Raw genomic sequence first — 24,728 nt, forward strand, 5'->3', positions numbered from 1 at the left:
GCGGAGCGGAACATGAGCGTGGCCGACGTGGCGGACCGACCGGCCTCGGATGCCGACCGGGCCGCGATCCGCGATCGGGTGCTGGCGGATCGGGACGAATTGCTCGCGCTCAGCCGACGCATCCACGCCCACCCGGAGCCGGCCTTCGCCGAACACCGGGCCTCGGCCTGGTGTGCGGACGTGTTGCGCGCCCACGGCTACGCGGTCACCGCGCCCGTGTTCGGCCTGGACACCGCATTCGTGGCGAGCATCGGGTCCGGCCCGATCACGGTCGCGATCGCGTGCGAGTACGACGCGCTGCCGGGTCTCGGCCACGCGTGCGGACACAACCTGATCGCGGCGGCGGGTGTCGGCGCCGCCCTCGCGCTCGGCCCGGTCGCCGATCGGCTGGGCCTGACCGTGCGCGTGGTCGGCACCCCGGCCGAGGAGCGCGGCGCGGGCAAGGCGCTGCTCCTGGACGCGGGTGCCTTCGACGGCGTGGACGCGGCGATGATGGTGCACCCATGCCCGTTCGAGGTGGCCGAGTTCCGCTCCTTCGCACTCGGCACGCTGTCCGTGGAATACCTCGGCACTGCCGCGCATCCGAGCCTGAACCCGCACGAAGGACGCAGCGCCGCCGACGCGCTGACGGTGGCTCAGGTCGCCCTGGGTCTGCTGGGACGGCAGTTGCCTACGGACTGGCGGGTGCACGGCATCACCACGGCGGCGGGCACCTCGCCCAACGCGGTCCCGGAGCGGGCCACCGCCGAGTACGAACTGCGCACCACGGACGCGGCCGACCTGGCCGAACTGCGCGACCGGGTCGAGGCATGCTTCCGGGCCGGCGCGCTGGCGATCGGCTGCGAGGTCCGGCTGACCCGCCCCGAACCGGACTATCTGGACTTCCGCACCGACCCGACCCTGATCGCGCTATGGCGGGCCAACGCCCGGGAACTGGGCCGCCCGGACCCGATCGAGCGACCCCCCTTCGCGTGCACCGACATGGGCAACGTCTCGCACGTGATCCCGACCATTCATCCGGTCCTGGACATCACGGGTGGCACCTGCGGCCCGCACGAGGCGGCCTTCGCGGACGCGGCGATCTCCCCGGCGGCCGACCGAGCCATCCTCGACGGCGCCACGGCGATGGCCTGGACCGCGATGGACTACGCCCTGCTGCGCCGCGGAGGGGGAGCACCCGGCACGGCGGGATAGCGGCGCGAACGCCTGGGGAGCGCCGCGAACGCCCGCCGGCGCTGCGAACGCCCGCACATGGTGGGGTGGTTGCGCCAACCTTCGGCCGCGGTCCGACGGTCGCGCCAACGCCCGTGCACGCAGGGACGACCGCCGCGTTCGCGCCCACCGGTTCGGTCTGCCCCACCCAGGCCGCACCGGGTTCCACCACCTCGCGTCCGGGTGGCCGCACGGTCGTGGGCGGGCACAAGGGCGCGCGATGGTGGAGCGGTATCGGTGAACCCCTGAGGAGTCGTCGTGTCCGCACCCATGGTCCGTGTCCCCGGCAGCCCCGCCCTCCTGAGCCGCCGTCGCTGCTGTGCGCTGGCGGTGGCCCTGACCGGGTCGACGATCGCGTTGGCCCCACCGGCCACCGCCGCCGAGCGCCGGCCGCCCATCCGGGACCGATTGCGCCACGAGGCGGAGCAACTGCTGCGGGACGGCGGCTACGTGAACGCCGCGATCGTGGTGCGCGACGGGCGCGAGCGCAGTCAGGCGTACGCGGGGCCGGCCGACCTGCGCACCGGGCGGCCCGTACCGCACGACGCGCGGCTGCGGATCGGCAGCGCGACCAAGGCGTTCGTGGCCACCGTCGTACTGCAACTGGTGGCCGAGGGACGGCTCTCGCTCGCCGACTCGGTGGAGCGGTGGTTGCCCGGGGTGGTCACCGGCAACGGCAACGACGGATGCCGGGTGACCGTGCGCCACCTGCTCCAGCACACCGGCGGCCTGCACAACTACTCGATCGAACTCCCGGATACCGCGGCGGGTTTCGAACAGGTGCGGTTCCGTGACACGAACGCCCGGGAGTTGGTGGACGCGGCGATGCGCTTCGCCCCGAGCTTCCCGCCCGCCACCCCCGAGGACCCGACGCCGAACTGGGAGTACTCGAACACCGGTTACGTCCTGGCCGGGATGATCATCGAACGGGTCACCGGCCGTTCCTGGGCGGACCAGGTGCGCACCCGGGTGCTGCGCCCGCTTCGCCTCGACGACAGCTACGCACCCGGCGGCGATCCGACCCTGCCCGCGCCGTACGCCCACTCCTACCACCGCTTCCCGGACCGGGACGCCTGGGTGGACACCACCATCCGCAACATGTCCTGGGGCGACGCGGCCGGCGAGATGATCAGCACCCACGCCGATCTGGACCGCTTCTTCACCGCGCTGCTCGGCGGCCGACTGCTGCCGCCCGCGCAACTCGCGCTGATGCGCACGACCGTGCCGATGCCGGCCGACTTCGAGCAGGTCATGCCGGGGGTGCGCTACGGCCTGGGGCTGATGCGCCAACCGCTGCCGGGCGGCGGATACCGCTGGGGACACGGCGGCGACATCGAGGGCAGCAAGATCCGGATGGGCGTCACCGAGGACGGCCGACGCAGCGTCGTGATCGTGGTCAACGGCACCGACGACGGCGACGAAATCGGGCTGCGCGCCGAGGTGGCCGTACAACGACTGACCGACCGACTGCTCGCCCCCGAGGCATGAGCGCACGTCGGCCCCCGAAGCGGCGCCCACATCGGTCGCCGCTCCCGGACACCTCCACGGAGGAACACGCGATGAACTCGATTACCACACGGGTACGTTCGAGGCCGTACCGGGCCGCCTGCCTGCTCGCCGTCGGCCTCGTGCTCGCCACCACGAGCACCGCCACGGCGACGGCGAGCGAGCCGGCCGCCGCACACGACCCGGCCGCCTCCCGCCTCCAGCGCGACACCGACGCGATCCACGACGCCGGCGCGATCGGCGTCACCGTGCGCTACACCGCGCCCGGCACGGTACGCACCACTCGAAGCGGCGAGGCCGAAGCGCACACCGGCCGACCGGTGCCCCGGGACGGCCACTACCGGATCGGCAGCACGACCAAGACCTTCGTGGCCACCGTCACCCTGCAACTGGTGGCGGAGGGCCGGTTGCGGCTGGACGAGCCGATCGAGACCTGGCTCCCGGGTGTGGTGCGCGGCAACGGCAACGACGGCCGCCGGATCACCCTGCGGCACCTGCTCCAACACACCAGCGGGATCCCCGGCTACACCGCGCTGCCCTCCGCCGTCCCGGCGCTGTACTCGGCACGCGGCTACCGGGAGAACCGCTTTCGGCACTACCGGCCCCAAGACTTGGTCGCCGCCGCGCTCACCCTGCCCGGCCGGTTCGAACCGGGTACCGCGTGGGCCTACTCGAACACCAACTACCTGCTCGTGGGCATGATCATCGACCGGGTCACCGGCCGCTCGTGGGGCGAGGAGGTACGCGACCGGATCCTGCGCCCCCTCGGCCTGCACGACACCCGGGTCCCGGGCGACGACCCGTATCTGCCGCAGCCGCACGCGCAGGGCGGGCACACCTTCGCGGGCGACAGCCGCCCCACCGACACCACCGTGCTCAACCACACCGTCGCCGACGCGGCCGGGGCGATGTACGGCACGCCGAGCGATATCGACCGCTTCTTCGCCGCGCTGCTCTCCGGTCGGCTGCTCGGGCCCGGCGAACTCGCCGAGATGCGCCGCACGGAGCCGATCCCGGACGAGCCCGGGCGCGGCTACGGCCTGGGTCTGGAGAGCACCGAGCTCGGTTGCGGCGGGGAGTACTGGCACCACGGCGGCAACGATCTCGGCTTCTCCAGTGAGAACGGCGTCACCGCCGACGGTCGACGGGCCGTGCTGGTGGTACGCAACGGTGTCGACGAGAACGACGAGGCGGGCGGCGCGCGCCAGGACGCGGCGACCAGGGCGCTGATCGACCACGCGCTGTGCGCGCCCGACCCGTCTCGTCGGTGAACTATGGCTTGGATGAGAGCAATTCGGCCCACCCCTCCAGGGTGGGCCGCTCCGCGAGGTCGGCGAAGTCCACCACGACTCCGTATTCGCGGGTCCAGCGTTCCACCAGGGCCATCACCCGCACCGAGTCGAGGCCGTAGTCGACCAGGTTCTCGTCGTCGGGGATGTCCGTCGGGTCCTCGCCGAGGATGTCGGCGACGTCGGTGCGGATCAGTTCGAGAGTAAGCGCCATGTCCGTCTACTTCCCCGCGAACAGCGACGCGGTGTCGGTGACCACCGCACAGTTCGCCGCGGCCCAGTGCAGGGCCATCCGGTGGTTGTCCGAGGTGAAGTCGGCCACCGCGTCCGCCACCACGAACGCCCGGATGTCCTGCATCCACGCGTCGCACGCGGTGGTCATCACCCCGATGTGCGCGTACACACCGACGATCACCAACTGATCGCGGCCGAGGTCGCGCATCCACGCGCGCAACTCGGTGCGTACGAAGGCGCTGTACTTCCACTTGGTCAGCACGGTGTCGGCGGGCCCGGGTGCCACGGCGGGCACGATCGCCGCCGCGTGCGGGTCGTCCGGCAACCCCGGACCCCAGAAGTCCTGTTGGAGACCCCGCTGTTCGGCACTCTGGCCGCCGGGCTGCGCGGAGTAGACCACCGGCACTCCGAGCCGCGCGCAGTCGTCCTTGAGGCGGGCGACATTGGCGAGCAACTCGGTGACCGGGGAGGCGTCGGGTTCGAACGCGGACAGGAAGTAGTTCTGCAGATCGTGCACGAGCAGCACGGCACGGGCCGGGTCCACGGTCCAGTCCACCCGATTCGTCGGCAGATCGGCCGCGTCCGGCATCGGATAGGGGGCGATCTTCGGCAATGCCATGGCGGGTGCGGCCTTTCGGGGCGGGAATCGACGGGGGGCGGGGGAGTTCGTTGTTCAGTCGCGGTGTTCGGCCAGTCCGGCGGCGATCGCCGTACGCAGGTCCTTCTTGCTGACCTTGCCGACGCCGGTGTAGGGGAACGTCTCGACGAACTCGACGTGGTCGGGCACCTTGTACCCGGCCAGGCCGCGCTCGCGGACGAAGCGGCGGATCGCGACCGGCTTGAGCGGTTCGGCGCCGGCGCGCAGGATCACGTACGCGCAGGTGCGCTCACCCAGGTAGGCGTCCGGCACCGCGACCACGGCCACGTCGTGCACGGACGGGTGGGCGAGGATGTGGTTCTCCACCTCCTCGGCCGCGACCTTCTCACCGCCCCGGTTGATCTGGTCCTTGGCCCGGCCCTCGACCACGAGATGGCCGGAGGGGAGCCGGCGGACCACGTCCCCGGTGCGGTAGAAGCCGTCCTCGGTGAACGATCTCGCGTTGTGCTCGGGCGCGTTCCAGTAGCCGCGAATGGTGTACGGACCCCGGGTGAGCAGGTGTCCGGTCTCGCCTTCGGGCAGATCCACGTCGGCGTCGTCGACGATCCGGATCTCGTCGTCCGGCGAGATCGGCCGCCCCTGCGAGGTGACGATCACCTCTTCCGGGTCGTCGAGTCGGGTGTAGTTGACCAGGCCCTCGGCCATCCCGAACACCTGCTGGAGCGTGCAACCGATGGCGGGGGCGACCCGGCGGGCCGCCTCCGCACTGAACTTCGCGCCGCCGACCAGCAGAACACGCAGGCTGCTCAGGTCGAAACCGCCGCGCTGGGCCGCCTCGGTCCAGGCCAGCGCCAGCGGCGGCACCACGCCCGTGATGGTCACCCGTTCGCGCTCGATCAGCGCGAACGCCACGTCGGGAGTGGGCCTGGGGCACAACACGACGCGCGCTCCGGCGTACAGCGCGCCGAGCGTGCCGGGCGAGCTGAGCGGGAAGTTGTGCGCGGCGGGCAGCGCGCACAGGTACACGCTGTCCGCGTCCACGGCGCAGATCTCGTTGGAGCCGCGCAGCGAGTAGATGTAGTCGTCGTGCGTGCGCGGGATCAGCTTGGGCACGCCGGTGCTGCCACCGGACAATTGCAGGAAGGCGAGTTCGCCCGGGCCGGGCGGGTCGGTGATCTCCACCGGGTCGCCGTCCACGTCGGCCAGCGCGGTGTGCTCGCCGGGGTCGCCGACCACCAGGACGTGCTTGAGCGAGGGCAGGTCGGCGCGCACCCTGCTCGCCAGCGCCCGGTGGTCGTAGCCCTCGCAGACGTCCGGGATCACATAGGCGACCGCCTCGGTGAACGCGCAGAAATAGGCGATTTCGGTCTCGCGGTGCGCGGGCAGCGCGAACACCGGCAGCGCACCGATCCGGAACAGCGCGAAGACCACGCCGAAAAACTCGGCCACATTGGGGAGTTGCAGGACCACCCGGTCGCCCCGGCCGATCCCGCGGGCGAGCAGCCCGGCGGCGATCCGGTCGGCCCGCTCGTCCAGGTCCGCGTAGGTCCAGCGGCGGTCGCCGTCCACGATCGCGATCCGGTCCGGGTGTGCGGCGGCGCGCTCGCGCAGCATGCCGCCGAACGTTTCGCCGCGCCACCACCCGGCGGCCCGGTAGCGCTCGGCGAACTCGGCGGGCCAGGTGGGCGCGGGCACGAAGTTCGGGGCGCTCATCGCCGACCCGCCACGGCGTGCAGGAAGGTGCCGAACTTGGCCTCGGTCTCGGCGGTCTCCGCCGCCGGCGAGGACGCCGAGACGATGCCCGCCCCGGCGTACAGGCGCAGCGTGTCCGCGTCCGCCTCGGCACAGCGGATGGTGACCACCCATTCGCCGTCGCCGTCCGCGTCGCCCCAGCCGACCATGCCGGTGTACAGGCCCCGGTCGAACGGCTCCAGGTCGGCGATGGCGCGGCGCGCGGTCGTGGTCGGGGTGCCGCACACGGCCGGGGTCGGGTGCAGCGCGCAGGCCAACTCCAGCGCGGAGGCCGGGTCCTGCGCCGGAAGGGTGCCGGTGACGGTGGTGGACAGGTGCCACATCGCGGCAGTGCAGACCAGGGTCGGCCGCTCGGGCACCTCCAGCGTCTCGCAGTACGGCGCGAGCGCGGCGCGCACCGCGGCCACGACCACGGCGTGTTCGTGCAGGTCCTTCTCGGATTCGAGCAGGCCGGTCGCGCGGCGCACATCCTCGGCCAGATCGGCGCTGCGTTTGGCGGAGCCCGCCAGGGGGTTGGCCAGCACGTTCCGGCCGGTGCGCGAGACGAGCAACTCCGGGCTGGCGCCGATCAGCGTGCTGCCGGGCCGTACGCCCGGCACCGCGAACGTGTAGCCCTGCGGGTCGCGACGGGCCAGCCGTTGCAACAGCACGGGTATGTCCAGGGGTTCGGACGAGCGCAGTTCCAGCGTGCGGGCCAGCACCACCTTGTCGAGCGCGCCCGCGCGCATGCGCCGCACGGCCTCGGCCACGCCCGCCTCGTACACCTCGGGTGCGGGCACCGGGCGGATGTCCCAGGCGGTGCCGGTCGGTTCGGGCGCGGCGAGCGCGATCAGCGGGTCGGCGGACAGCGGCGGTCCCCAGGTCGCCGCCTCCGGGACCACCAGCGCGGCGCGCTCGCCCTGGTCGAACGGCACGGCGCCGAGCACGATCGCACTCCGCCCGCCGACCGGGCTCGCGGCCGCCAGCGTCTGTGCCACCCGAGTGGCCAACGGCCGCTCGTCGTCCTCGACTTCGGTCTGCGTGCCGTGGGTGAGCAGGGTGCGGGTGGGGGAGGCGAAGAAGCGCGCGCTGCCGGGGCGATACGCGTCGAGCAGCGCGGTCGCCGCGCCGACTGTGGCGAGACCGGTGGCTTCTGGGGTGGTCACCTGAGGCTCCTTTGATTCTCCGGCGGGATGCCGCGGAGTCCGAGCGGCTCGATCGGACGCCGAGCCGAAGCGGTGCGGGGTGCGGGTGGTGCCCGCCGAGCCGGGCGGGACGGGTGTGGGTCGTGGCCCGGCGCGGGTGCTGAGGGTCCGTCACACGTGCAGCGTCGCGCCGCCGTCGACGTACATGTTGTGCATGGTGATCTGTTTGGCCCGGTCCGAGGCGAGGAAGACGACCGCCTCGGCGATGTCGGCGGGGTCGGCGATCCGGCCCAGCGGGATCCCGGTGCGGAAGCCGGCGAGGTCGCCCTCGATCACCCGTCGCGGCGCGTCCGCGTCGGTCCACAGGGCGCGTTGCATGGGGGTGTCGGTGGAGCCGGGTGAGACCACGTTGCAGCGCACGCCGCTGCGCGCGAGTTCCAGGCCCAGACACATCGTGAACATGGTCGCGGCGGCCTTGGACGCGGCGTACGCGGCCATCCCGGCGCGGGGGATGCCGGCCGCGTTGGAGCCGACCGTGACGATGCTGCCCGTTCCGCGCTCGGCCATCGGACCGGCCACCGCGCGGCTGGTGTGGAAGACCCCGGTGCTGTTGACCGCGAACGTGTCCGACCAGGCCCGGTCGGTGAGTTCGGTCACCGGCGAGGTGTGCAGCACGCCGGCGACGTTGACCAGGATGGCGATCGGGCCCAGGTGCCGCTCGATCGCGGCCACGGTGGCGGAGACCGCCGGGCCATCGGTGACGTCGAGCGGATAGGCGACCACCGCGCCGGTGTCGTCGTCGGCCATCAGGGCCTTGACACCGACCGGATCGCGGTCGGTGGCGGCGACGGTGGCACCGTGGTCGACGAGGGCCCGGACGACGGCGGCCCCGATGCCCTGCGCGGCGCCGGTGACCACCGCGACGCGGCCGGCGAGGTCTGATGGGTGCACGAAATTCCCCTCGGCAAACACAGCCCCCGAGTCGAGGCTTAGGTGAGCCTAACCTAACTTCGCACGTACGGTCGATGGTGGTGGGGCGCCCTCGAGCCACCCGACCCCGCGTGGCCGACCGGCGCCCCACCCCCGGCGCCCACCCCTTCGAAACGCCCCTCGGGGGCCTGCGACGACGGCGCCTCGGCGTCGCGTTCACGGGTACTCGATGGGGTCCGGGAGGGTGCCCGGGGGTGCTCGGGAGCCCCTCGAAGGGCCTTGTGTTCTTAGGTTAGCCTCACCTTATGACTGTGCATCAGCCGATTCCGGGAAAGTCGGCGGGTTTCCCGAGCGACCCCGCCGACGCGACGCCCGAGCCCGCCTCGGACGATCGCCCCGACGCCCCGTCGAGGAACCCGCACGGCCGGCGCACGGTGCTGCTCTCGGCGATCGTGCTGGTGGCCGGCGTGCTGGTGTTGGCCGGGCTCTCGCTCTCGGTGGGGGCCGGCGAGGTCGGCGCGCGCGGCGCGTTCGACTACCTCTTCGACCGGGGCGGCGCGCGCTCGGACAGCCATCTGACCCTGGTCATCCGCGATCTGCGGCTTCCGCGCACGCTGACCGCGCTGCTCGCGGGCGCCGCGCTGGGTACGGCCGGCTGCCTGCTCCAGACGGTCACCCGCAACCCGCTCGCCGAGACCGGCCTGCTCGGCGTCAACGCCGGCGCCTCGCTCGGCGTCGTACTCGGCATCACCCTGGTCGGCGTGCAGACCGGATACGGCTACCTGCTCTGGGCGTTCGCCGGCTCGGCCGTGGCCGGACTGCTCGTGCTGCTGATCTCCGGTCAGCGCGGCGGCGGTTCGCCGATGCGCCTGGTGCTCGCCGGCGCGGCGCTGAGCGCGACCTTCGGCGGCATCACCAACGTGCTGATCGTCAACTCGGCCGAGACGTACGACACGTTCCGCTTCTGGGTGCTCGGCTCGCTGGCCGGCATCCAGGGCTTCGAGTCGCTCGGCACTCTGTCCCCGGTGCTCGCGGTCGGGTTCGCCATCGCGCTGCTGACCTCCCGATCGTTGTCCGCCCTGGTCCTGGGCGACGACCTGGCCCGCAGCCTGGGGCACCACCCCGCGTGGACCCGGGTCCTGGTCGCGTTGGCGGTGACCCTGCTCACGGCTTCCTCGGTGGCCCTGGTCGGCCCGATCTCCTTCCTCGGCCTGCTCGCGGGCTTCCTCGCCCGCACCATGGTCGGCCCCCGGATCCCGGCGCAACTGTGCTTCGCGGCGCTGATCGGCGCGAGCGTCCTGACCGCCGCCGACGTGGTGGCCCGCGTGGTGTCCCGGCCGTTCGAGGCCCCGGTCTCGATGATCGTCGCGCTGATCGGCGCACCCCTGCTGATCGGCGTGGTCCGCTCGCGGCGGCTGGGCGCGCTGGGCCTGACCGACCCGGCCACCGCCGAGCCGGTGACCCGCAACACCCGTCGCTCGCCGCTCCGGCCGCTGCTCGCCCGACTGCCGCGCAGGCTGCGCGCGGTGCCCGAACACCTGGTGCTGCGCCGGGGCGGCCTGTCGCTGCTGCTGCCCGGCCGGGCCGTGCTGACCACGACCGTGCTCGCCGTCGCCCTGGTCGGCGCGGTCGTACTGTCCGTCTACTCCGGACAGCGCGAACTGGGCCTGGTTCGCACCTTCAACGCGGTCTTCGGCCGCGGCGACCACTTCGACGTGCTGCTCGTCCGGGAGTTCCGGCTCGGCCGGATCATCGCCGGGGTCGCGGCGGGCGCGGCGCTGGGCGTCGCGGGCTGTCTGACCCAGACCCTGGCCCGAAACCGGCTGGCCACCCCGGAGTTGCTCGGTGTCAACGACGGCGCGACCGCGGCCGTGCTGATCTCCGTCACGTTCAGTGCGAGCGGCACCTTCGGCGCGTGGTGGGCCGGACCGATCGGCGCGATGGTCGCCGTCGTGGTGGTCACCGCGGTCGCCGGCGGCCTGGGCCAACGCGGGTATCGGGTCCTGGTGGTGGGCCTCGCGTTGTCCGCGCTGGCCTCGGCGATCACCCAGGTGGTGCTGTCCCGACGCTCGCTCAACTCGGCCAGTGCGCTGTACGTGTGGAGTTCGGGCAGCCTGAACGGGCGCGGCTACGACGTGGCCGGGCCGGTACTGATCGGCCTGGCCGTGCTGGTCCCACTCGCGCTCGTGCTCGGCCGCAAGCTGGACGTGCTGCGCTTCGACGACTCCACCGCCGCCTCGCTGGGTGTGGACCCGGCCCGGATCCGGATGATCTGCCTGATCGCGGCGGTGTGCCTGGCCGGACTGGCGGTCGGGATCTGCGGACCGGTGGGCTTCATCGCGCTGGCCGCGCCGGTGATCGCCGGCCGACTGGCCGGGCCGCTGCGGGTGCCGATCCTCGGATCGATGCTGGTCGGCGCCATCCTGATCGTGCTGGCCGACATGCTCGGCCGAGTCCTGTTGGACGGCGCGGAGATTCCGGTCGGCGTGGTCAGTACGGTGCTCGGGGGACCGTTCCTGCTCTGGGTCCTGCTGGGCCGATCCGGCGCGACCCGCGCGTAGACGTGTTCTGAGATATTTCCGGGCCGAACACGTGTACGTCCAAAGTGGCGGGGCAATTATGGCCGGGCACCGCTCATCACGCACCATGTGGGGCGCGGACGGGCAGTACACGGACGAGTAGGCTACGGATCAGTACGTCACAAACCGGTATGTCACAGACAAGTACGCCACAGACAAGCACGACACAGAGGGGGAGGTCGACCATGAACCCGGGCACCGACACCGCGTCCATAGCCGCCGTGGAGGCCACTCGCTTCCCGTTTCCCGGTGCGGAGGAGACAGTCGAGGTGCCGACTGTCGAGCTGCCGGCCGTCGAAGACATGGCGGAGGTCACCGCGAGCGACGCGCGCGCGATGTCCAAGGTGCTCTTCGATCGACTGCGGGTGTTGGAGGAGGGCACGCACGAGTACCAGTACGTGCGTAACACCCTGATCGAGCTCAACATCCCCCTGGTCCGGTTCGTGGCCGCCCGCTATCGCTCACGGCACGAGACGACCGAAGAGATGGTCCAGGTCGGCACGATCGGGCTGATCAAGGCGATCGACCGCTTCGACGCGTCGTTCGGGACCGAGTTCCCGACCTTCGCGATCCCCACCATCTCGGGTGAGATCAAGCGCTTCTTCCGGGACACCAGTTGGGCCGTGCACGTGCCGCGCCGACTTCAGGAGCTGCGGCTTGAACTGGCCCGCGCCCGGGACGCGTTCACGTGCGAGTTCGACCGGGAGCCGACGCCCGGCGAGTTGGCCGAGCGACTCGGCCTCAGCGTCGAGGAGGTCACCGAGGGGCTGACCGCCGCCGCCGGCTACTCGGCCGCGTCGCTGGACGCGCCGGCCGGCGACGACGGTCCGACGGAGAGTTACGCCACCCGGTCCTCGTTCGTCGACCCCGGCTTCGAGATCGCGGAGAACCTGCACGTGCTCAAGCCGTTGCTGGCCGCGCTGCCGGAACGCGACCGGGCCATCGTGTCGATGCGGTTCGGTGAGGAGCTGACCCAGGCCCAGATCGGCGAACGCCTCGGGATCTCGCAGATGCACGTGTCCCGATTGCTCAATCGCATCCTGACCCGACTGCGGGCGGACATCCTGGCCGACTGAGCGACGGGCGCGCGGGCGCCCGGGTCCGGTATCCGCAGCGGCGGGTACCCGCGCGGCGACCTCGCCGACGCGGGGTCGGACCGGCGCGCGCGCCCGGGAGTTCAGGCCCGCGCGTGGTTCAGCAGCGCGGCCATCGCCTTCGGGAAGTCCGCGGTGATGGCCGCGCCCGGTTCCGGGCCCACCCGGTCGGCGTCCGGATCGGTGATCTCCCGTCGATGCACGACTCGGGTGCCGCCGGTCGGCAGCCGGGTCAGGGTATGGCCGAACCGGAGCCGCAGGCCGTCGGTCCCGGTCTCGTCCGCGTAGCGCGCGTTCTCCTCGATCGCCACGATCAGCGGGCGGATGGGCTGTTGTCCGGTCGGGGTCATCGACACATGACCGCCGACCTCGAACGGGCCCTCCAAGGAGACCGCTTCCATCGAGGTGTCCCAGCGCGCCCAGCTGTCGACGTCGGCCAGGACCCTCCAGATCGCGTCGGCGCCGATCCCGGTGTCGACCGTGTGTTCCTGAATCCACATGACGTACTCGCTCCGTCTCCCGTACGCCCATTTAATCTACGCAAAGATTATCTTTGCAGCGATCGAAGCCCAGTCGGCCCCTGATCCGCCGAGAGGGAACAGGCGCATGGCTCGCTTCGTTGTTCGGTCGGCTGCACCGGGCCGAGCCGTCGGGCCGGGCGTGGGCCGACGCGATGGTGTCGGCGTGCGGGACGCGGTACATGGGACGCGGTGCGTGGGACGCGGTGCGGGGCGTGGGGCGTGGACGCCCATCGCACGGCGGCCGGCGTACCCAAGACGACACGGGTGCGCACGCGCCCGCGGAAGTGGAGGCCCAGTGGGATCGTCCGGTGCTCTCACCCGGTCCGTACGTCGCCTCCTGGGCAGACCCGGAACGGTGGCCCCGACGAGCCTGCGCCCGCTGGTGCGGCGCGCGGCAGAGCGCGAGTCGGCGCTGCGCGAACTCTCCGACGCGCGGTTGCGGGCGGCGGCGGACGCGCTGCGGACGCGGGCCGCGGCGGGCGCATGGGACGACGACGCGCTGGTCGAGCTGTGCGCGCTGGGCCGCGAGGCCGGGTATCGCACGTTGGGGGAACGAGCCTTCGACGTACAGCTCCTGGGTGTGTTGAGCCTGCTTCGCGGCACGGTGGTGGAGATGGCCACCGGCGAGGGCAAGACCCTGGTGGGCGCGTTGGCCGCGGCCGGGTTCGCGATGCAGGGCCGGCGGGTGCACGTGCTCTCCGTCAACGACTACCTGGCCCGCCGCGACGCGGAATGGATGCGGCCAATCTACGAACTCCTGGGCGTACGCGTCGCCCATGTGACCCAGGACGCCACCCACGCGCAGCGGCGGACGGCCTACGCCCAAGACGTCGTGCACGTCGCGGTCGGTGAGGTCGGCTTCGACACGTTGCGCGACCGATTGCGCACCGATGCCTCGGAGTTGGTGCTGCCCGAACCCGACGTGGCGATCGTCGACGAGGCCGACGCGGTGCTGATCGACGAGGCCCGGATCCCGCTCGTCCTGGCCGGCGGCGTCGCCTCGGGCCCGGACGAGGCCGAGGCCGCCCGGGTGGTCGCGGACCTGGTCGAGGGACGGCACTACGAGGCCGAGACGGACGGCATGACCGTGCACCTCACCGACGCGGGCGTGAGCGCGGTGGAACGCGCGCTCGGGGTGGACAACCTGTTCGCGCTCGGCATGGACACGCGCTTGTCCCAGGTCAACGTCGCGCTGTACGCGAGCGTGCTGCTGCGTCGCGACGTCGACTACCTGGTCCGCGAGGGCCGGATCAGCCTGGTGGACGCCAACCGCGGGCGGGTGGCGCAGCGGCAACGCTGGCCCGACGGCCTGCACGCGGCGGTGGAGGCCAAGGAGGGCCTGGTGGCCGGTCCGCGCGGCGAGGTGCTGGACCAGATGATCGTGCAGGACCTGATCGGCGGCTATCCCACGGTGGCCGGGATGACCGGCACCGCGGTGATCGTGGCCGAGCAACTCCGCGAGTTCTACCGCCTGGAGACCGGCGACCTGCCCACGAACCTGCCGTGCGTGCGGATCGACGAGCCGGACCGGCTGTACGACGGCGAACAGTCGCGCGACGCCGCGCTGATCGACCTGATCGAGCGCACCCACGCCACCGGTCGGCCGATCCTGGTCGGCACCCGGGACGTGGCCAAGTCCGAGCAGATCGGCGCCGCGCTGCGGGAGTCGGGGCTGCGCTGCGCGGTGCTCAACGCCCGGGACGACAGCCGCGAGGCGGCGATCATCGCGGACGCGGGAGGGATCGGGGCGATCACCGTGTCCACCCAGATGGCCGGGCGAGGCACGGACATCCGGCTCGGCGGGATCGACGGCGCGGACCATGAACGGGTCGCCGAACTGGGCGGGTTGCTCGTCGTCGGCGTCGGCCGGTACCCCACCCGCCGACTGGACGACCAGTTGCGCGGCCGGGCCGGCCGACAGGGCGACCCGGGCACGTCGGTCTTCCTGACCAGCCTGGACGACGAATCCATCACCCGACACGCCTTCGACCCGCCGCCCCGGCCCACCCGGGTGGAGGCCGACGGCCGCATCCGGGACGCCTCGGTGCGCCGCTGGGTCGAGCAGGCCCACCGGGTGGCCGAGGGCGCGCTCCTCGAAGGCCACCGCACCACGTGGCGCTACAACCGGCAACTCCGGCTCCAGCGCGAGGAGGTGCTCGAACTGCGCCACCGCGTCCTGCACGGCGACGAGGCGGCGCGCGTCCTGGCCGACCTGCGCCCCGAGCGCTGGGCCGAACTCCTGGACGCGGTGGGCGAATCGGTCCTGGCCGAGGCCGCCCGACAACTCTTCCTGTACGAACTGGACGAGGCCTGGAGCGAGCACCTGGCCCGCACCGCCGATCTCCGCGAGGGCATCCACCTGCGCGCGCTCGGCCGACAGAACCCGATCGACGCGTTTCACGCCGAAACGCAACGCGCCTTCGTCCCGCTGATCTCCCGCGCCCGAACCGCTGCGGCCGACCGCCTGGCCACCGCCCACATCACCGAATCCGGCCTGGACACCGAACGCTCCGACATCCAACGCCCCAGCTCCACCTGGACCTACATGATCCACGACCAACCCTTCGCGTCGATGGAGGACCCCTTCCTGACCACCATCGCCAAACGCGTGCGCTCCGGCGCCGGGGAGGACTGAGCGGGCGAGGGCCCGGCCGAGATCGAGGATCGGCCGTGGCCGCGCGACCGAGGCTCGTGGTGCCCGGCCGCGGCCTTCCGGCGGGCCGGCCCGCCGACCGGAGCCGGCGAGGGGACCGGCGCGGGGCCGTCGGGCTCAGGGGCCGGTCAGGGTGGTGAGGAGGCGGCGGGCTTCGGTTCGGGTTCGGGAGGGGCCGGGGGCGGCGGCTTCGGGGAGGCCGGGGATGGGGTCTCGGGCGCCGGTGGTGGCGGCCACGTGGACGGCCAGTTCGAGGAGGTCGGCGTGGCGGGTGGGTGGTGGTGTGGCGGCCAGGGTGTGCGGGAGGGCGGCGCGGAGGAGGTCCCATACGGTTTCGGCGGCGCCCGCGTCGGCGAGGTCGCGCAGGGCCGGGACGACGCGGGTCAGGGTGAGTTCGCCGTCGGTGGTCATCCGGCCCAGCAGCTCGCCGAGGTGGGCGCCGTCCGGGAGGCCGCGCGCGGCGAGGATGGTCAGTGCGTCCGTGGCGTGCGTACGGTCGGTGCGGTCGCGGGCGTTGAGGCCGTGGGCCAGGGCCAGGGCGAGCCCGACGCCGACCGGGCCGTCCGCGCCGGCGAGCATCGGGAGCAGGTGCCCGTCGCCGCGTCCGGACCGGGTGCGGTGGGCGAACTGCGGTACCAGGTGCGCGGCGATCAGGTCCCGATCGACGGGCAGGAAGGACGGCAGGCAGGACGACCAACGCGCGACGGACTCATAGTCGTAGCCGTCCAGGAGCCACTGCTCGGGTGTGCCGAGCCCGAGTCGGGTCCCGGTCGGCACCGTGGCGAGGGTCGCGGTCACCGGCTCGGCGTTCCGGTACCCGTACCGACCACGGTCGGTGGAGCGCCGCACGGCCTCCGCCGGCCCGGCCGAGGGCACGTGTCCGGCGGCCAGCCGCAGCGCCGCCCGGTCGCCCTCGGGTGTGCCCAACGCCGCTGCCCGCAAGGCGAGTTCGGGCTCCGGATCGATCGGCAGCCGGCGCAGCGCGTGCTCCAGGTCGAACGGCCAGGGTCGCCATCCCTCGGCCGCCGCGCGGCTCAGCCGATCGACGAGCGCGCCCGGGTCGATCAGGCCGTTCACCGCGGTGGGCGCGGAGAGCAGGATCGGCCGGGGCGCATAGGCCACGCCGACCGCGATCGCGCGCAGCCGGCGGGCGTACACCTCGTGCAGCGGGGTCGACTTCGGTCGGTGCAGCAAGGCGCGCCAGTGCTGCTCGCCGGGTGTCGGGTCGACGCCGGGATAGGGGTCGGCGGGCCCGCCCCGGGCGGGTGCCATGGCCGCGACGACCATGTGCGTCAACGGGTCGGCGTACGGCGGCGGTTGGTAGGGGTCGTCGGCGGATACCTCGGGAAGCTCGCCCGACAGGTACGGGAATTGCGCGCGGACCGGTTCCAGCGCGGTCCGCAATCCCGCTCGATCGGCGGCGGAGAAGGCGACCAGGGCGGCGAGTACCCGCTCGATCGCGACCGGGTCGGGCCCGCCGCGGGACTGCCGCCACAGCGCCGCGATCTCGACCGCCAATTCCATCGGGTCCACGATCGGGGGGGGCATCTCCTCGGGAACGAACTCGGGCAGTGGCAGCGGCTCCGGCGCGGCCCGACCGCGCCCGGCGCCCAGCCTGTCCCGCTGGTCCGGAGGCAATCCGGCGGCAGCGGCCAGCAGTTCGTCCCGATCCCGACGGTTCGCGTGATCGATCCAGCGCAGCGCCGAGGAGACGGCCCGGTGCTGGAGATCCGCCGGCTGCTGTGCGAACGTGACGGCGAGCACCGACAGCGCGGCGCCGGCGCGCGCCGCCGGGTCGCGCCCGGTCACCGTGTCCAGCCACCCCAACGCGGTGCGGACGATCTTCTTCTCGGTCCGGGTGCACGCGGCGCCCACGGCGTCCAGGGCAAGCTCGGCCGGCAGCACCCCGGCGCCATCGGCCCGGATCAGCGCGGCCAGCGCGAGGTTCGCCACCGAGCCGGGCGCCATCGTCAGCAGGCCCACCAACTCCCGGGCGTGTGCGGTGATCTCCTCGGGGGTGGCGGCCAGTGCGTCGAACACCCGGAGATGGCCCGCAAGTTCGGTGGGCCGGCCGGGCCGACCGAGTCGGGCGACACACGCGGCGATCACGTCCGCGCGGCCGACCCGGCCCTGCGCTATCAGGTCCGGGAACGAGGCAGGCCAGGTCGGCCACCGGTCGAAGAGCGCGCCCACCCCGTCGACCTCGAACAACCGCAGCAGCAGCGCCGCGCTCCGGTCGCGGTCGACGGGCAGCCGGGAACTCCCCAGCGAGGCAAGGGTCGACGAGGCGGGGATCGACGAGAGGCGAGGCGACAGGAGGGTGCTGTTCCACGGCTCGCGGAGCCAGGCCAGCAGGTAGCCGTCGCTCAGCGGCGGAGGCGTCCCGGTCGCCGCCGCCAGCGCCTCGACCAGGAGGTAGCGCTGCCGCTCTTCCTGTCGCACGGGCAGCCGCTCGGCCAGGTGGGTCATCAGTACCGTCAGCCAATTCGGCGCCCGATCCGACAGCGCGGCCATCACCAGCTCCACGCCGACCTCGTCGGTGACGTCGTCCGACCACATGCGCAGCGGGTTCCGGCCCAGCCACGCGGCCAGGGGGACGGCTCCGGGCAGTACCGCCGCGCCCGCCACGGCCAACGCGGGTCGGCGGCGCCAGGCCCGGGCGCCGCCGCGCCGTTCGGCACGTTCATAGGCGACGAGCGGCGCGACCAGCGCCTTGCGCCCGGCGGCATCGAGGCCGTGCAGGGCCGCGCCGACCGCGCGCGGGTCCTCGGCCTCGATCAGCTTGTGCAGCGTCGCCCACTCGGTCATTCGATCCCCACCGCTCTCGCGCCTCCCATGCCGATCTTCTCGACGGATCCGACCGCTCCCGACGACGCGTCGTCGCGCGACGTCGCCGCATACGGTGCCGGCGTCGGCCGACATCGCGCGACCGGGGGCGGACGGGCGGTGCGGCGGGCGGCTCGAAACGCGAGTGGGACGGAACGAGGACGGGCGGTGCGGCGGGCGGGTCCAAGCGGGCGGCGGCCCGGAACGAGGGCGCTGCGGGCCACGACGGAGGTTCTCGTTCTAGAGTCGGGTCATGGCAACGACAGACGAGGGGACCGTACGGGTCGACAGTTGGATCTGGTCCGTGCGCCTGACCAAGACCCGCTCGCTCGCCGCCGCGGCCTGCAAGGCCGGGCACGTGCGGGTCAACGGCGACAAGGTGAAGCCCGCCCAGTCGATCAGGATCGGCGACGAGGTGCGGGTGCGGCAGAACGGCCACGAGCGGATCGTGGTGGTCAAGCGCATCGTCCGCAAGCGAGTCGGGCCGCCCGTGGCCGCCGAGTGTCTGATCGACAACAGCCCCCCGCCGCCGCCCCGCGAAGAGGTGGTCGTGGTCGCCCGACGCGATCGTGGCGCGGGCCGCCCGACGAAGCGGGACCGGCGGGTGTTGGAACAGTTCCGCGAGCATTGACGGGTGGTGGGCCCGACTCCCCGAGCGGGCCCACCGACCCGGGTCAGCGCTCCGCCGGACCGCTCGGTCCGGTGGATCCGCTCGACCCCGCGGGCGCGACCGGCGCGGGCGGCGGCTCCGGCTCGGCCACCGCGCGCGGCAGTGTCTCGCCGCGGAAGAACGCCGGATGCGCGAACCGGTACCCGAGCATCAACACGGCACCCAGGAGCAACGCGCCGATCCCGGTCAGGAACACCCCGCCCAGTTGCCAGTGCGGCGGGAACGGCAGGGTCCAGTAGGTCGTGCCGTAGTCCTTGTCGGCGTACACGAGGCACGCGTCGACGAAGAAGTACGCCAACAACGCGCCGCCCAGGCCCGGCATGATGCCCTTGGTGATCAGATCGCGCCGGCTACGGGTGAGTACACGTCGGTAGAACCACACGCACGCGAACCCCGTGATGCCGTAGTAGAACGCGATGGCCAGCCCGATCGAGCCGATCGAGTCGGTCAGCACGTTGGTACTGACCCGGGTGATCGCCACGTAGAAGGCCACCGACGCGATACCCATCCCGACTGTGGACCAGGTCGGCACCAGGTTCCTGCTGTGCACGCGGGCGAACTTCTCCGGGATGGCCCGGTGCGCGGCCATCGACAGCGCGGTGCGCGCGGTCGGCAGGATCGTGGTCTGGGTGGACGCGGCCGAGGAGGTCAGCACCATGAACACGAGCAGCTTGGCCATGAACCAGCCGAACCCCTCGGTGCCGAACACGCTCGATCCGAGCCCGGACAGCACGTCCCCGGAGTTGTCCGGATTGGCCAGGCCGCCGCCGGTGTCGCCGGCGCCCGCGAAGGACAGCGCCGAAGTGCTGATCAGTACGTAGATCAGGAGCAGCAGCACGGTCGAGATGACCGCGGCCCGACCGGGCGTGTGCTTGGTGTCGGCGGTCTCCTCGTTGATCGCGACGGCCGTGTCCCAACCCCAATAGATGAACACCGCGGCCAACACGCCCTTGGTCAGCGCGTCGATCGAGTCGATCTCGAACGGGTTGAACCACGACCAACCGATGTGCACCGAGCCGTCCGGCGCGTTGCCGAGGTAGACCTTCCACAGCGCGGTCAGGCCGAGCGCGATCAGGACCACGACCTCGATGGTCAGCAACACCTTCTGGAGGTTCGCGGACAACTCGATGCCGACGTAGCAGATCCAGGTCATCAGGACGATCCACACGACACCGGCGAACGTCGTCCAGAAGGTGTCCTCGGCCAGGCTGTGGGCGCCGATCAGTCGGAAGCCGTACTCGCCCGCGATCTGCGCGAGGTTGGCCATCACGATGACGTCCGCGACGATGATCGCCCAGCCGCCCATCCAGCCGGTCATCGGGCCGAACGTACGCGATCCCCACGTGAACGTGGTGCCGCAGTCGGGGGTGTCCTCGTTGAGTTCCTTGTAGCCGTAGGCGATCAGGAACATCGGGATGAAGGACAGGACCATGACGATCGGCGACTGGAGACCGACGCCTGCCACGATGATGCCGAGCGTCGCGGCGATGCTGTAGGCCGGTGCGGTGGAGGCGAGTCCGATCACGACACTGGAGGCGAGGCTCAGCGCGCCGGTCTTGAGGCCCTTCTCGCCGGCTGCGCGACGCAGCGGCGGTTCGGACGAGGCTGGTCTTGCGGGGTCGCTGGTGACCATGGCGAACCGTCCTGTCCTAGACGGGTGCTATCCACCCGTTTGACCGAAAACGGACCATCGGAAGCAGGCCATCAGATTAGACCCGCCGACAACCCGACCGGCAGCCCCGAAGCCCAGGGAAATCAAGGGACCTGATGCCACGTCAGGCGCATCGGACCGGCCCGTCGCGGGATGCGACGGGACGGTCACGTCGTGGCGCGGATTCGAGGCGGGCGGGTAGCGGGTTGTCGGGTGTTCGTCGTGGTGGGCGTTGGGTGTCGCGGTTGGGTGTCGTGCTCGTTCCCATGTCGCGCTCGCGCGTTGGGTGGGTGTACGTCGCGTTCGCCCACCGCGTCCGAGTCCGCGTGCCGCTACGCCGTGAGCCCGGCCGGCTCCGGTGTCGTGACGGTCGGCGTCTCTGGCTCGGTCGCGCCGGCTCGGGTACGCATGCGCGAGTCGATCCGGGCGGCGGCCAGTCCGGCCAGGCCCAGACCCGCGCCGACCCAGGCGACGGCGGCGTAGTCGAAGCCCGCCGCGATCACCCGACCGCCCAGGAGCGGGCCGATGGTGATCCCGACGTTGAACGACGCCGTGTTGGCCGCGCCGGCCAGCGTGGGTGCGTCGGCCGCGATGGCGAACACCCGGGCGTTGACAGCCGGGTTGGCCGCGAAGCCGGCGAGTCCGAGGAGGAAGACCAGAGCGAGGGTGATCGGGACGTTCTCGGCGGTGAGCGCAAGCAGGATCGACACGGCCACGATGGTGCCGATGCTCGCGTACAGCGTGCCGAACGGGTGCTCGTCAGCCACTCGGCCGCCCATGGTGATGCCGACCACCGCGCCCACGCCGTACCAGGACAGCACGAGCGGTACCCACGCCTCGCCGATGCCGGTGGTGTTGGTCAGCATCGTGCCCAGGTAGCTGAAGACGGCGACGACGGCGCCGAAGCTGAACGCGGTGGTCGCGTAGGCGACCCATAGCTGTGGCCGGCGCATCGAGCGCAGTTCGGTACGTACCGAGCGCGGCGCCTCGTGGGTGGGGCGCCCGGGCGGCAGGACCACATACACCGCCACGGTGCTCAGCGCGGTGAGGGCGGCGACCGCCCAGAACGCCGCGCGCCAGCCGGCCCAGTTGCCGATCATGGTGCCGAGCGGAAGGCCGACGACGGTGGCCAGCGACAGGCCGCCCGCGACCACGGCCATCGCCTTGGCCTTCGCGTTCGACGCGACCAGGCCGAGTGCGGTGACGGCGGCGACGGCCCAGAAGCCGGCGTACGCGACGGCGCTCACGAAGCGGGTGGCCAGCACGAGCCAGTAGCCGGGCGCGAGCGCGCCGACCACGTGGCCGAGGATGAAGACGACCTGGAACGCGATCAGCGCGGTACGGCGCGGCCATTGCAGCGTGGCGACCGCGAGCAACGGCGCGCCGACGACCATGCCGACGGCGAAGGCCGAGATCAGCAGGCCGGCGTCGGGGATGGACACGCCGAGGTCGTCGGCCATCGTTTCGAGCAGCCCGGAGAGCATGAACTCCGAGGTGCCTTGCGCGAATATGCCTAGGCCGAGGATGTAGACGGCTAGGGGCATGGGGACTCCCGAGTCGGTGGGTGTGCGGGGGGAGGGTGGCGAATCTCGTTTTGTAATGAACGGTTCAAAATCTGGGCATGCGTGATCCCGCTTGATCCGCAGTGATGGCGATGGCGCGGGCGTGCGGGAGCGAGGGTGCGCGGCGTCGGCCGTCGAGCCGTCGGGCCGGTCGTGTCCTTTGTGTGGTGGCGATGTCCTACAGCAGGCCGAGCGTCGTGTTCGCGATCGCATCCAGGCCGGCGCGGTTCACGCCGCTGCGTGAGGCCAGGCGGATGGCCGAGACCGTGCCGATCACGGTGTGCGCGAGGGCGTCGGTGTCCTTGGCCGGATCCACGTCGCCGTCGAGCCGGCCGACGTCGATGGCCGCCTTGATCGCGGCATGCCGGCGCTCGTAGTCGCGCTTGAGCAGCGAGGCCACCTCCGGGTCGCGGCCCGCGAGTTCGATCGCGGTGTTCACGACCAGGCAGCCCCGGCGGTCGCCGGTCTCCTCGTCCTCGTCGATCACGATCGCGGCCAACAGTTCGCGGATCTTGTCGTGGACGGGCCGATCGCTCTCCAGGTTCGCGACCTGAATGGTCGTCATGTGCTCGATGTAGCGACGCAGCGCCCGCAGGAACAGATCGTGCTTGCTGCTGAACGTGTTGTAGATGCTGCTGCGGCCCAACCCGGTCGCGTCACAGAGATCCTGCGTCGACGTCGCCTCGTAGCCGGTCGCCCAAAACGCCTCGAGCGCCGCCTGCACCGCCTGCTCCTCATCGAACTGCCGTGGTCGAGCCATGCAAGAACGCTAACAGATTCTGTAACCACCAGTCCAATACTCTCGTCCCGTGCGCGCCTCGTGCTCATGCGTCGCACCGCACCGCACCGCACCGCGTCGCACCGGACCGTGCCTCGCCAACCGCCCCGCTTCCGCCCCGCCGCACCGCGCGTGTGGCGCCTTCCCCCGGCCCCGCGCGTCGTGCCCATCGTGCGCCGCACCCCAATCCGTCGTCGCGTCCCGCGTTTCGCGTGTACCCCGGCGTGTGGTGGTGGCGGCCTATGGGTGGAGGTGGGGGGCGAGGGTGGTTGGGGTGGTGGCGGTGGTGAGGAGGCGGGTGCGGATTGCGGTTGTGGCTCGGGTGTAGGCGCTTTTGTCGTCGTGGAGCATGCTGATGCCGTTTGCGGTTTCCAGGAACGCGATCAGTTCGAAGACGAGTTGGGCCGCGTCGAGGTCGGCTGGGGCCTCGCCGGTGGTCTTCGCGGCTTCGGCCTCGGTGATCAGGAGTTCGCGCCATCCTCGCCACGATCGCGCGAGCGCATCGCGGACCCGGCCCGGTCGTGCGTCGAACTCGGCCGAGGTGTTGAAGAAGAAGCAGCCGCCGGGGAAGACCCGGTCGCGGGAGTAGGCGATCCAGCCCTCGGTCAGCCGCCAGAGCCGGAGCAGGCCGGCCGGCTCGGTCCGTGCGGGTGTCACGACGTGCTCGATGTAGATGTCGGTGGCCGCGCCGATCGCCGCGAGCTGGAGTTCCTCCTTCGATCCGAAGTGCGCGAACACCCCGCTCTTGCTGATCTCCAGGTCGCCCGCGAGCCGACCGATGGAGAGACCTTCGAGTCCCTCCACGGACGCGATGTCGGCGGCACGCCGGACGATCGCCTGTCGGGTCCGGTCGCCCTTGCGGACCCGCCCATCCGTCGGAGACGCGCTCACGACCACTCCTAGCTCCGCCGGCCGGCACGTCGGCCGGTCGGCCGATCGGCGTCGATTATCTCCCGGTCCGTCTTGACAGTCTCTTGGTGTTCGATAAATAGTACGACCGGTCGTGCAGTTTTGCCAGACTGCTGCGGCGCGACCGGCTCGCCGGCCGTTCCCGGCCGTTCCCGCGACCGACCACACGTGCCATCGACCCATCGAGCGACTCAAGGGGCACATTCATGACGGATACCAAGGCACCCGGCGGCGGCACGCTCGCCGTTGTCGGGTCCGAGATCGACGCTCTCGACGTGCGGGCGTTGCATCGCCGCGCGATCATGTTCGCGCTGGACACGCTCCGATCGGTCCGGAGCGGGCAGATGGACCTGCCCACGCCGTGTGCCGGGTGGGATCTCCGCGATCTGATCGGCCACATGGTCGCGGAGAATCGAGGCTTCATCGCCGCGGCCGGCGGCAGTACCGAACCGGACGCCTGGCGTGACGACGCGCTCGGGGGGGACCCATGGGTCGACTTCGCCACCACGGCGGTCGACGTCGTGGCGGCGCTGGCCGGTGACGAGGTGTCGGAACGCAGTTTGCTGATCCGGGAGTTCGGGTCGTTCCCTGGCTCGGTCGCGATCGCCATGCACTTCGTCGACAATCTCGTGCACGCCTGGGACGTCGCCCGCACGATCGGCGCGCCCGACACCATCGATCCCGAACTCGCCCTGATCGCACTGGACTTCGCCGAGCGCTGGAAGCTGGGCAAGCCCGGCGGCGCGTTCGGCGGCGCGGTCGAGGCCCCGGCGGACGCGACGCCGGGTGAGCGTCTCGTAGCGCTGCTCGGTCGGATGCCGGATCGGCGGGCCGGATGAG

Annotated in this window: 19 protein-coding genes; 8 read left to right on the plus strand and 11 right to left on the minus strand. The window is 72.0% G+C overall.

Features of this window, described 5'->3' with window-relative positions; genetic code table 11:
* Nucleotides 1–12 precede the first annotated feature (12 nt).
* The 3 genes from ACIBSV_RS17810 to ACIBSV_RS17820 all read left to right on the plus strand — a co-directional run bounded on the left by ACIBSV_RS17810 (nucleotide 13) and on the right by ACIBSV_RS17820 (nucleotide 3,989).
* Nucleotides 13–1,194 carry an amidohydrolase gene (locus ACIBSV_RS17810; RefSeq protein ID WP_395863941.1) on the plus strand — a complete coding sequence of 394 codons (1,182 nt, stop codon included), beginning with the start codon at nucleotides 13–15 and terminating at the stop codon, nucleotides 1,192–1,194.
* A gap of 276 nt (nucleotides 1,195–1,470) precedes the next feature.
* Entirely contained in the window at nucleotides 1,471–2,700 is a 1,230-nt protein-coding gene (locus ACIBSV_RS17815; RefSeq protein WP_395863943.1) for a serine hydrolase domain-containing protein, read from the plus strand.
* Between the two features lie 71 nt (nucleotides 2,701–2,771).
* Complete coding sequence (locus tag ACIBSV_RS17820; protein ID WP_395863945.1) at nucleotides 2,772–3,989, plus strand: serine hydrolase domain-containing protein; 1,218 nt, start codon at nucleotides 2,772–2,774, stop codon at nucleotides 3,987–3,989.
* Nucleotide 3,990: 1 nt separating this feature from the next.
* Here the strand turns inward: ACIBSV_RS17820 and ACIBSV_RS17825 are convergent, their stop codons facing one another.
* The 5 genes from ACIBSV_RS17825 to ACIBSV_RS17845 form a co-directional block, all read right to left on the minus strand.
* On the minus strand, nucleotides 3,991–4,221 hold the full coding sequence (locus ACIBSV_RS17825) for a phosphopantetheine-binding protein (protein WP_395863947.1): 231 nt from the start codon (nucleotides 4,219–4,221) through the stop codon (nucleotides 3,991–3,993).
* Nucleotides 4,222–4,227: 6 nt separating this feature from the next.
* Nucleotides 4,228–4,860 (minus strand): isochorismatase family protein, encoded by a 633-nt coding sequence (locus tag ACIBSV_RS17830; RefSeq protein WP_395863949.1) that lies wholly within the window; start codon nucleotides 4,858–4,860, stop codon nucleotides 4,228–4,230.
* Between the two features lie 54 nt (nucleotides 4,861–4,914).
* On the minus strand, nucleotides 4,915–6,552 hold the full coding sequence (locus ACIBSV_RS17835; protein ID WP_395863951.1) for a (2,3-dihydroxybenzoyl)adenylate synthase: 1,638 nt from the start codon (nucleotides 6,550–6,552) through the stop codon (nucleotides 4,915–4,917).
* Nucleotides 6,549–7,736, minus strand: a complete 1,188-nt coding sequence (gene dhbC, locus ACIBSV_RS17840) for an isochorismate synthase DhbC (RefSeq protein ID WP_395863953.1) — start codon at nucleotides 7,734–7,736, stop codon at nucleotides 6,549–6,551. Before dhbC ends, ACIBSV_RS17835 begins: the two co-directional genes overlap by 4 nt.
* Nucleotides 7,737–7,886: 150 nt before the next feature.
* Entirely contained in the window at nucleotides 7,887–8,666 is a 780-nt protein-coding gene (locus tag ACIBSV_RS17845) for a 2,3-dihydro-2,3-dihydroxybenzoate dehydrogenase (RefSeq protein ID WP_395863954.1), read from the minus strand.
* Nucleotides 8,667–8,950: 284 nt separating this feature from the next.
* On the opposite strand from ACIBSV_RS17845, the gene fhuB reads away from it, so the two are divergent.
* Both fhuB and ACIBSV_RS17855 read left to right on the plus strand, forming a co-directional pair.
* Nucleotides 8,951–11,206, plus strand: a complete 2,256-nt coding sequence (fhuB, locus tag ACIBSV_RS17850) for a Fe(3+)-hydroxamate ABC transporter permease FhuB (protein ID WP_395863956.1) — start codon at nucleotides 8,951–8,953, stop codon at nucleotides 11,204–11,206.
* 203 nt (nucleotides 11,207–11,409) lie between these two features.
* Complete coding sequence (locus ACIBSV_RS17855) at nucleotides 11,410–12,300, plus strand: SigB/SigF/SigG family RNA polymerase sigma factor (RefSeq protein ID WP_395863957.1); 891 nt, start codon at nucleotides 11,410–11,412, stop codon at nucleotides 12,298–12,300.
* A gap of 101 nt (nucleotides 12,301–12,401) precedes the next feature.
* On the opposite strand, the gene ACIBSV_RS17860 is transcribed toward ACIBSV_RS17855, so the two are convergent.
* Nucleotides 12,402–12,818 carry an SRPBCC family protein gene (locus ACIBSV_RS17860; RefSeq protein ID WP_395863959.1) on the minus strand — a complete coding sequence of 139 codons (417 nt, stop codon included), beginning with the start codon at nucleotides 12,816–12,818 and terminating at the stop codon, nucleotides 12,402–12,404.
* Between the two features lie 316 nt (nucleotides 12,819–13,134).
* Here ACIBSV_RS17860 and secA2 point away from each other — a divergent pair, with 316 nt between their 5' ends.
* Complete coding sequence (gene secA2, locus ACIBSV_RS17865) at nucleotides 13,135–15,474, plus strand: accessory Sec system translocase SecA2 (protein ID WP_395863961.1); 2,340 nt, start codon at nucleotides 13,135–13,137, stop codon at nucleotides 15,472–15,474.
* 135 nt (nucleotides 15,475–15,609) lie between these two features.
* Here secA2 and ACIBSV_RS17870 read toward each other — a convergent pair whose 3' ends face one another.
* Nucleotides 15,610–18,300, minus strand: a complete 2,691-nt coding sequence (locus ACIBSV_RS17870; RefSeq protein WP_395863962.1) for a DUF6493 family protein — start codon at nucleotides 18,298–18,300, stop codon at nucleotides 15,610–15,612.
* Between the two features lie 271 nt (nucleotides 18,301–18,571).
* Here ACIBSV_RS17870 and ACIBSV_RS17875 point away from each other — a divergent pair, with 271 nt between their 5' ends.
* The gene (locus ACIBSV_RS17875) at nucleotides 18,572–18,949 is read left to right on the plus strand and encodes an RNA-binding S4 domain-containing protein (RefSeq protein WP_395863964.1); all 378 of its coding nucleotides are present in this window, start codon (nucleotides 18,572–18,574) and stop codon (nucleotides 18,947–18,949) included.
* Nucleotides 18,950–18,992: 43 nt separating this feature from the next.
* Here ACIBSV_RS17875 and ACIBSV_RS17880 read toward each other — a convergent pair whose 3' ends face one another.
* From ACIBSV_RS17880 to ACIBSV_RS17895, 4 genes are all read right to left on the minus strand, one after another.
* The gene (locus tag ACIBSV_RS17880; protein WP_395863966.1) at nucleotides 18,993–20,621 is read right to left on the minus strand and encodes an APC family permease; all 1,629 of its coding nucleotides are present in this window, start codon (nucleotides 20,619–20,621) and stop codon (nucleotides 18,993–18,995) included.
* Nucleotides 20,622–20,971: 350 nt separating this feature from the next.
* Nucleotides 20,972–22,183, minus strand: a complete 1,212-nt coding sequence (locus tag ACIBSV_RS17885; RefSeq protein ID WP_395863968.1) for a Cmx/CmrA family chloramphenicol efflux MFS transporter — start codon at nucleotides 22,181–22,183, stop codon at nucleotides 20,972–20,974.
* A gap of 196 nt (nucleotides 22,184–22,379) precedes the next feature.
* A complete protein-coding gene (locus tag ACIBSV_RS17890; protein WP_395863970.1) occupies nucleotides 22,380–22,961 on the minus strand; it encodes a TetR/AcrR family transcriptional regulator in 582 nt (193 codons plus the stop codon).
* A gap of 258 nt (nucleotides 22,962–23,219) precedes the next feature.
* Complete coding sequence (locus ACIBSV_RS17895; protein ID WP_395863972.1) at nucleotides 23,220–23,870, minus strand: TetR/AcrR family transcriptional regulator; 651 nt, start codon at nucleotides 23,868–23,870, stop codon at nucleotides 23,220–23,222.
* Nucleotides 23,871–24,094: 224 nt separating this feature from the next.
* Between ACIBSV_RS17895 and ACIBSV_RS17900 the strand changes: the two genes are divergently transcribed.
* Entirely contained in the window at nucleotides 24,095–24,727 is a 633-nt protein-coding gene (locus ACIBSV_RS17900; protein WP_395863974.1) for a TIGR03086 family metal-binding protein, read from the plus strand.
* The last annotated feature ends 1 nt before the right edge of the window (nucleotide 24,728 follow it).

The organism is Embleya sp. NPDC050154 (assembly GCF_044460165.1).
Taxonomy (GTDB): Bacteria; Actinomycetota; Actinomycetes; order Streptomycetales; family Streptomycetaceae; genus Embleya.

Coding starts and splice junctions, on each gene's coding strand:
- ACIBSV_RS17890 (WP_395863970.1), bottom strand. CDS start 22,961: ATGGCTCGACCACGGCAGTTCGATGAGGAGCAGGCGGTGCAGGCGGCG.
- ACIBSV_RS17830 (WP_395863949.1), bottom strand. CDS start 4,860: ATGGCATTGCCGAAGATCGCCCCCTATCCGATGCCGGACGCGGCCGAT.
- fhuB (WP_395863956.1), top strand. CDS start 8,951: ATGACTGTGCATCAGCCGATTCCGGGAAAGTCGGCGGGTTTCCCGAGC.
- ACIBSV_RS17825 (WP_395863947.1), bottom strand. CDS start 4,221: ATGGCGCTTACTCTCGAACTGATCCGCACCGACGTCGCCGACATCCTC.
- ACIBSV_RS17860 (WP_395863959.1), bottom strand. CDS start 12,818: ATGTGGATTCAGGAACACACGGTCGACACCGGGATCGGCGCCGACGCG.
- ACIBSV_RS17835 (WP_395863951.1), bottom strand. CDS start 6,552: ATGAGCGCCCCGAACTTCGTGCCCGCGCCCACCTGGCCCGCCGAGTTC.
- ACIBSV_RS17900 (WP_395863974.1), top strand. CDS start 24,095: ATGACGGATACCAAGGCACCCGGCGGCGGCACGCTCGCCGTTGTCGGG.
- ACIBSV_RS17855 (WP_395863957.1), top strand. CDS start 11,410: ATGAACCCGGGCACCGACACCGCGTCCATAGCCGCCGTGGAGGCCACT.
- ACIBSV_RS17870 (WP_395863962.1), bottom strand. CDS start 18,300: ATGACCGAGTGGGCGACGCTGCACAAGCTGATCGAGGCCGAGGACCCG.
- ACIBSV_RS17885 (WP_395863968.1), bottom strand. CDS start 22,183: ATGCCCCTAGCCGTCTACATCCTCGGCCTAGGCATATTCGCGCAAGGC.
- ACIBSV_RS17880 (WP_395863966.1), bottom strand. CDS start 20,621: ATGGTCACCAGCGACCCCGCAAGACCAGCCTCGTCCGAACCGCCGCTG.
- ACIBSV_RS17810 (WP_395863941.1), top strand. CDS start 13: ATGAGCGTGGCCGACGTGGCGGACCGACCGGCCTCGGATGCCGACCGG.
- ACIBSV_RS17875 (WP_395863964.1), top strand. CDS start 18,572: ATGGCAACGACAGACGAGGGGACCGTACGGGTCGACAGTTGGATCTGG.
- ACIBSV_RS17820 (WP_395863945.1), top strand. CDS start 2,772: ATGAACTCGATTACCACACGGGTACGTTCGAGGCCGTACCGGGCCGCC.